A 7,642-nucleotide genomic window follows, 5' to 3' on the forward strand; every position below is an offset into this window, starting at 1 on the left:
GAACGGCCTGCCTATCGTGCCGCGCCTCCCACCGGACCACCATCTTGATCCTGCCAGACCTGACCGATTATGCCGCGCTGCGCGAGGGCTTCCGCTGGCGCATTCCCGATCGCTGCAACATCGCCGTCGACGTCTGCGATAGTTGGGCCGCGATCGAGCCTGACCGGCCCGCCATCATCGAAGTCTCCACGGATTGGCAGGTGACGCCGGTCAGCTTCGGCTGGCTGCGCGAGCATTCCAACCGCTTGGCCAACGCGCTGCGGGCGCGCGGCGTCGGGCAGGGCGACCGCATCGCCATCCTGCTGCCGCAGGGGCGGGCGGTGCTGACGGCGCATCTCGCCGCCTACAAGCTCGGTGCGATCGCGGTGCCGCTGGCGGCCTTGTTCGGGGTCGATGCCCTGGCCTATCGGCTGACCGACTCGGCTGCGAAGGTTGTCGTGACCAATGCCGGCGGGCTGGCGAAGCTCGGCCAGATCGCGCAGCCGCTGCCGGAGCTCGGCTTACGCATCTCCACCGACGGTGCCGATGGTTCGGTGGAAGGCTGGGACGCGTTGCTGGCGGAGGGGAGTCCGGATTTCACCCCGGTCGAGACGACGCCGGACGATCCGGCCTTGATGATCTACACCTCGGGCACCACGGGCAATCCGAAGGGCGCGCTGCACGGGCATCGCGTGCTGCCCGGCCATCTGCCGGGCGTGCAGATGCCGCATGAATTCATGCCGCGGCCGGGCGATCTCGCCTGGACGCCGGCCGACTGGGCCTGGGCCGGCGGCCTGCTGAACATGCTCCTGCCGGCGCTGCATTTCGGCGTCGCGGTTGTGGCGCGGCCGGTGACGCGCTTCGAGCCGGAGGAGGCCTATCGGCTGATGCAGGATCTCGGCATCCGCAACGCCTTCGTGCCGCCGACCGCGCTGAGGATGATGCGCGGCGCCGGCAGCCCGCAGGGACGCTGGCGCCTGAACCTGCGCACCGTCGCGGCCGCCGGCGAGGCGCTCGGCGCCGAGACGCTGGAATGGGCGCGCGAGGCGCTCGGCCTCACCATCAACGAGGCCTATGGCCAGACCGAGTGCAATCTCGTGCTGGCGTCGAGCGCGGCACTCGGCGTAAGCCGCCCCGGCGCGATCGGCAAGGCGGTGCCCGGCCACGAGGTCGCCATCATCCGGCCGGACGGCACGATCTGCGCAGCCGGCGAGGAGGGGCAGATCGCGGTGCGCCGGCCCGATCCGGTGATGTTCCTCGAATATTGGCGCAACCCGGAAGCGACGGCGGCGAAGTTCGTCGGCGACTGGATGACGACCGGCGACGAGGGCGTCCAGGACGAGGAGGGCTATGTCCGCTTCATCGGCCGCGACGACGATGTCATCACCTCATCGGGCTATCGCATCGGGCCGGGCGAGATCGAGGATTGCCTGCTGCGCCATCCGGCCGTGGCGCTGGCGGCGGCGGTGGGCAAGCCCGATCCGCTGCGCACCGAGATCGTCAAGGCCTTCGTCGTGCTGAAGCCGGGACAGGACGGCTCGCAGGCTTTGGTCTCGGAGCTCCAGAGCTTCGTGCGGTCGCGGCTCTCGGCCCATGAATATCCGCGCGAGATCGCCTTCCGCGACGAGCTGCCGCTGACGACGACCGGCAAGATCATCCGTCGATTGCTGCGGGCCGAGGCCTGAACAGCGCGCGTGCGAGGCGTTCGCGCATGCGGATCGCCAGGTCGGTCGGCCGGGGCGCGCGCCGCAGCGGGCGCCGGGTCAGGGTGATCGTGCCGAAGGCTTCGTCGCGGGCGCCGAACAGCGGCAGGCCGCCGGGCAGCAGGATCTGCCGCGACGGTTGTGCCTTGCGCATCATGGCGAGCAGCATCGGTAGGGGTTCCAGCGCCGCATGGGCCTCGTCGCCGACGCCGTGATAGAGCCAGCAGGAGGCGCCCTTGCCGAGGGTGAGCGCCGCCGCGATCGGCTTGTCTTCGAGAACCAGCACGGCGATGCGGCAGAGCTTCTGCCGGCCGAGATCGCGGCTCATGCAGCGCAGGAAGGCGACTTCGCGGGTGTTCTGCAGAGTCGCCTTCCCCGCCTTTCCGCGGGAGCCGGAAGCCTCGATCGCCAGCATGATTTCGACGGCATCGCGCCGGTCCGCCTGGTTCGTGGCTTCGGCGAGGATGAGGCGGCCCTTGTCGCGCAGGATCTCGTCGGAGACGGCGATGCGGGCGGTGGGCGGCAGTTCAAGCCGGCGCCCGACCAGAGGCTGCCAGCCGACCGCGACGCCGTGCCCGTCGGCGACGCGCGCGAGCGTGGTCGCGAAGGCGCCCGCAGGATCGATTCCCGGCAGGGAGAAGGCCTCGGCCGCATGGCTGCGCCCGCGCCAGCCGCGTAGGAAGGCCGCGAGGGCAGGTGCGGCGAAGGTGCGGTCGAGCAAGGGCGTGCCGTTCAGCAGGCGCGGATCGGCGAAACCTTCCAGCGTAGCGGGCGCGAGGAGGTGGCGGCGGGTGCGGCAGGGCACGAGCCCGACGAGGCGGCGTCGCTCCGATTGCGGGTCGCCCTGCCAGAGCAGCATCACTTCGGCATCGCGGAAGGAAACGAGATGCTGCGCCGCGGCCAGCGCGAAGCCCGGTTCAAGGCAGGGATTGGCTTCAAGAGCGCGGCCCGCGAGATCGGCCCATTCCTCGCGAATGGATTCGCAGGCGCCGAGCGCGCGCAATTCACCATGGATAGCTGCATCCGGGTGGGGAAGAGGCCGAGGCGCGGCTGCCGTCGCGATGCCGTCGGTCGCCGCCAGAGCCGTGATCATGCTCATCTGCCCGTACCCTTCCTGGATCGTTCCGGCGCATGGCTGTGCCGGAATGGCAAGGCGCGCTGGCGCGCCTTGCGGCTTGCAGGTTTGGGTTCAAGAAACGGGCCGCAGCGTCAGGCGGTCTGCGGCTGCGCGGATGCCTGGCCGAGGAAGGCCGCCCAGAGTTTGCGGACGGTGTCCTCCTCGATATCCCGCACGATCAGGACGAGGCGGGAGCGGTGGTCGGCATCCGGCCAGGCATCGAGCTGGATCGGCGGATGCAGGATCTGCTGGACCGCGTGGACGAGCAGCGGCCGGCCGGGCTCGCCGGCGATATCCACCAATCCCTTTAATCGCAGCAGGCGCGGACCGTGGATGGAGCGCAGCAGCGTCCAGAACAGCTCGAAGGTGGTGCGCGCGACCGGCTGATCGGCGGTCAGGACGAAGGCGCGGATCGAGGCGTCGTGGCGGTTGACGTCATGCGGGTTCTGATCGTGGTCGTGCCCATGGTGGTGGTGGTCGTGTTGATGATGGCGATCGCCATGATGATGGTCGTGGTGGTGATGGCCGGGCAGCGCATCTTCCGCCAGCCAGTGACGCAGGGCATGGGGCTGCTTCGCGAGATCGTAGAGGCCGGCGCCGATCAGGTCCGCAGCGGGTGCGTCCGGCGTGAGGATGGCGATGCCTGGATTGAGCCTGTCGAGGCGTTCGCGCAGGGCGGTGACCGTTTCGAGTGTGGCGAGCTCGATCTTGGTCAAGACGAGCCGGTCGGCGGCGACGACCTGGCGGCGGGCTTCCTCATGCGCGTCGAGCGTTGCCATGCCGTTGACGGCATCGACCAGCGTCACGACGCCGTCGAGCCGGAAGCGCATGGCGAGATAGGGGTGGTTGATCAGGACGTTGAGGATCGGCGCGGGGTCGGCGAGGCCGGTCGTCTCGATGACGAGGCGCGAGAACGGCGCGATGCGGCCATTGTCGCGGCCGCGCAGCAGATCCTCCAGCGTGACGATGAGGTCGTCGCGGATCGTGCAGCAGAGGCAGCCGGATTCGAGGAGGATCATGTTCTCCTCGACGCCCTCGATCATCAGGTGATCGAGGCCGATCTCGCCGAACTCGTTGACAAGCACGAGCGTGCCGGCAAGCGCCGGGTCCTTCAGCAGGTGGTTGAGCAAGGTGGTCTTGCCGGCGCCGAGGAAGCCGGTGAGCAGGGTCAGCGGGACGGGAAGGGGGCGGGCAGGGTCGCCGGTCATGGATCGATCGCAGATTCTCAGGCGGGCACGACGCTGCGCCGCTTTTGTTCTAGTGTTACATTAGTGACGATGGCGGCGATGACAAGGGCGCAGCCGGCATATTGCAGAGCGCCCAGCCGCTCGGCGAGGACTACAGCCGCGATGATGACGGCGAAGACCGGCTCGGCGCAGAAGGCGAGGCCGGCGGGGCCGGGAGCGACGCGGGCCAGCGCCAGGATCTGGAAGACGAAGCCGACGATATAGCCGCCATAGGTGATGGCGACCGCGACGGGCGCGAGCAGGAAGGTCTGGGGCGGCAGGAAGCCGCCCGTCGCCAGCAGAACCAGGGCCGTCACCGGCAGGATGACGACATGCGACCAGAACAGCTTGGGCAAGGTCGGCGTCTCCGCACAGCGGGCGGCCGCGAAGAATTGCGCGGCGGCGCTGACGCTCGCCAGCATGGCGAGCGCGAGGCCTCGCGGGTCGAGCCCATGCAGGTCGGGCCCGACCACGAGGGCGATGCCGAGAAAGGCCGCGAGCGCGATCGCCAGCCTGTCGGCCCGGAAAGGAGCGGGAGTCAGCACCGGCTCGGACAGCACGATCAGGACGGGAAAGGTGTAGAACACCACCGCAGCGACCGAGACGGGCACGAAGGCGACCGAGGAGAGATAGGCGATGCCGACCAGCGCCGTCATCAGGCCGAAGAGCAGGACGGGCTGGCGCTCCCCGCGTCGCAGGGTGAGCGAGCCGCGCCAGAGAAGCGCGGCGCCGCCGACCAGAACGAGCATCAGCAGGACGCGGTAGAACACCAGCAGCGGGCCGCTTAGGCCCGCCTGGCCGGCGATCTGGGCGCTGACGATATTGGTGCCGAAGGCAGCGGCGGAGGCGAGGGCCAGGGTGATGCCCTGTCTCTCGCTGGCCCGGTCCCGATCGGGGCTGCCTGGGTTCAAGCGGGCCTCAGGCGTCGTTGGCGGGCTTGGCCTTGGCGCCGGGCTTGCCCGTCGAAGGCTTCACGGCGGCTTCGGCAGGCTTGGGCTTGCCCGGCGCGGTGCGAACCGGAGGGGTCTTCAGCGGCACGGCCTTCGCCGGCTGGGCTTTGGCGGCGGCTTGCGCCTTGTCGGGCTTGGCATTGCGGGCGGCCGGCTTGATGCCGGCGGCCGCGCCGGGGCGCAGGCTTGCGGCATTGGCCGCGCCGGCCTGGACGGAGCCCTGGAGGCGCAGGGGCCCGCCTTCGAAGGCATCGCTGGAGGGCTGGACCGGCGTATTGGCCGGCGCGAAGGCCGTCGTGCCGCGCGGGATCGCGCCGTTGCTCGAAGCCGTGCGGCGGGTGGGCGGCAGGGCGAGACCGGCGGCGACCGGCGCTTCCGGCTCGATCGTCGGCGTGCCGCGTGCGACGCGCGAGGCGGGCTGCGTCGTTGCATTGGCGGCGAGCGGCGCCCCGGCCGAGCCGGCGGTGCGGCCGAAGGAAACCTGCACCGGCGTTACCTCGGCGCGCGGGCCGAGCGTGATGCGTCCGCGCGGCGTGCGCGTCGCGAGCGTGCCGGCCGACTGGGTCGTATAGACGGGGAGGCGTCCGTCATCGGCATCGCGGCTGGGGATCGGCGCGGCTGCGATCGGCCCCGCGGCATCGGCATCGTCGGCCAGCGCGGTGCCGCCGCCACGATGGCGCACGTCGTCGCAGATATTGGGGGCGCGGGTGCCGCTCGGCGGCATCGAGGCGACGCTGTAGCCGGTGCCGCCCCAGGAGGCGAAACCCTGGTCGAGGATCTGGGCGGCCTTGACCGTCCGGTCGGTGCCCGAGAGCGAGCCCATGACGACGGCGATCAGCGTGCGCCCGCCGCGGCTCGCCGTCGCGACCACGTTGAAGCCTGAGGCGCAGGTGAAGCCGGTCTTCATGCCGCCGATGCCGGAATAGCGCCCGACCAGCCCGTTGGTGTTGTGCATCACCTGCTTGCCGAGCTGCACGGCCGAGGTGTTCCAGTAGTCGGAATAATCGGAGAAATCGTGCATCAGCGCCATGGCGAGCACGGCGAGGTCACGGGCGCTGGATTGCTGGTCCGGATTGTCCCAGCCATTGGGGTTGACGAAGCGGGTGTCGCGCATCCCCAGACGCTGCGCTTCGGCATTCATCATGGCGACGAAGGTCGGGACGTCGCCGCCGACGCCCTCGGCCACGACATAGGCGATGTCGTTGGCCGATTTCACCATCATGATGCGCAGCGCGTTGTCGAGCGTGATCTCCGAACCCGGCCGGGCATAGACCTTCACCCGCGGCTGGCTGGCGGCGAGCTTCGAGACGGGAATCGCGGTCTCCAGCCCGAGGCGCCCTTCGCGCACCGCTTTCAGCGCGAGATAGATCGTCATCATCTTTGTCGTCGAGGCCGGGCGCCAGGCTTGCGTCGCGTTCTCGCTCGACAGCACGGCGCCGCTCGAAGCGTCGATGACGACGCTGGTTCCGGCATGAGCCGTCCCGGTCAGAGCGGCACCGAGGACGAGAGCGGCAGCGAAGCGGGAAGCGATCATCGGGCGGGTCTGAACCTGTCTTGCTCGGAACGGCGGTCGGATGACGGTCTTGCGGGTAGCCTGGCCGGTAACGACGGCGCAGGGTTCAACGCGACGCATGCGGCAATTTCGAGACGGCCGCTACATTCGCCCGCCCGTGAATGCATACCTACCCCTTGCGGAGCGATTTGCCTAGCTGCGGCGGCCGGTCCACAAGCGAAGCGTCCTTCCGCATTCTCCAGGACTTTCGCGTGGCTTTCGGCCTTCTCTGGATACCGGCGACCATCGCCGCCTCGCTCTTGCAGACCGCGCGCAACCTGGCGCAGCGCTCGCTCACGGAGACCATCGGCGTCGTCGGCGCGACGCAGGTCCGCTTCCTGTTCGGGCTGCCCTTCGCCATGCTGTTCCTGGTGCTGGCCTGCCTCGGCCTGCAGCGCCTGCCGCCGGCCATCGGCATGGCCTCGCTCGGCTATACGCTCTGGGGTGCGCTGACGCAGATCGCCGCCACGGCGCTGATGCTGGCGGCGATGCGCGAGCGCTCCTTCGCGGTGACCACGGCCTATACCAAGACCGAGCCGGTGCAGGTCGCGCTGTTCGGCGCGGCGCTGCTCGGGGACGCGCTGACGCCGCTGAAGTTCCTGGCGATCGCCATCGCGACAGCCGGCGTGATCGTGGTGTCTTGGAAGCCCGGCGAGAAATTGACCCGCGCCGGCATGCGCCCCGCCGTGCTTGGCATCGTCTCCGGCGCCTTCTTCGCGCTGTCGGCGATCGGCTTCCGCGGCGGTATCCAGGCCCTGCCGGAGGGCGAGTTCCTGATCCGCGCCTCGACCATCCTGGTGCTCGGCCTCGGGCTCCAGACGCTGCTGCTGGTGATCTATATGCTCATCGCCGACCGGCAGGCGCTGATGCTCAGCCTGATGAGCTGGCGCCGCTCGCTCTCGGCCGGTTTCCTTGGCGCCGCAGCCTCGCAGTTCTGGTTCATCGGCTTCTCGCTGACGACGGCGGCGAATGTCCGCACGCTCGCGCTGATCGAGGTGCCGCTGGCGCAGATCGCCTCGCGCAAATTGTTCGCCGAGGGCACGAGCCGGCGCGAGATGCTGGGCATGGCGATGATCGTCGGCGGGGTCGGGCTGCTGCTCTCGCTGGCGTTGCGG

The 7,642-nt window shown here is 69.8% G+C and carries 6 protein-coding genes; 2 read left to right on the forward strand and 4 right to left on the reverse strand.

The window, feature by feature from the left end; all coding sequences use genetic code 11:
- Window positions 1-47: 47 nt before the first annotated feature.
- Window positions 48-1,664 carry an AMP-binding protein gene (locus JHD80_RS18895; protein ID WP_199090588.1) on the forward strand — a complete coding sequence of 539 codons (1,617 nt, stop codon included), beginning with the start codon at window positions 48-50 and terminating at the stop codon, window positions 1,662-1,664.
- Here JHD80_RS18895 and JHD80_RS18900 read toward each other — a convergent pair.
- The 4 genes from JHD80_RS18900 to JHD80_RS18915 all read right to left on the reverse strand — a co-directional run bounded on the left by JHD80_RS18900 (window position 1,633) and on the right by JHD80_RS18915 (window position 6,509).
- The gene (locus JHD80_RS18900) at window positions 1,633-2,781 is read right to left on the reverse strand and encodes a GNAT family N-acetyltransferase (RefSeq protein ID WP_199090577.1); all 1,149 of its coding nucleotides are present in this window, start codon (window positions 2,779-2,781) and stop codon (window positions 1,633-1,635) included. The two genes, JHD80_RS18895 and JHD80_RS18900, sit on opposite strands and share 32 nt — an antisense overlap.
- Window positions 2,782-2,891: 110 nt before the next feature.
- Window positions 2,892-4,007 (reverse strand): CobW family GTP-binding protein, encoded by a 1,116-nt coding sequence (locus tag JHD80_RS18905; protein WP_199090578.1) that lies wholly within the window; start codon window positions 4,005-4,007, stop codon window positions 2,892-2,894.
- A 17-nt stretch (window positions 4,008-4,024) separates the two neighbouring features.
- Window positions 4,025-4,936 carry a DMT family transporter gene (locus JHD80_RS18910; RefSeq protein ID WP_199090579.1) on the reverse strand — a complete coding sequence of 304 codons (912 nt, stop codon included), beginning with the start codon at window positions 4,934-4,936 and terminating at the stop codon, window positions 4,025-4,027.
- A gap of 7 nt (window positions 4,937-4,943) precedes the next feature.
- Window positions 4,944-6,509, reverse strand: coding sequence for a D-alanyl-D-alanine carboxypeptidase family protein (locus JHD80_RS18915; RefSeq protein WP_199090583.1), 1,566 nt, complete (start codon window positions 6,507-6,509; stop codon window positions 4,944-4,946).
- Between the two features lie 230 nt (window positions 6,510-6,739).
- Between JHD80_RS18915 and JHD80_RS18920 the strand changes: the two genes are divergently transcribed.
- The coding region (locus JHD80_RS18920; protein WP_349237300.1) for a DMT family transporter at window positions 6,740-7,642 on the forward strand (903 nt) is incomplete at its 3' end.

It is taken from the genome of Allobosea sp. ASV33 (genome assembly GCF_016428755.1).
GTDB lineage: Bacteria > Pseudomonadota > Alphaproteobacteria > Rhizobiales > Beijerinckiaceae > Allobosea.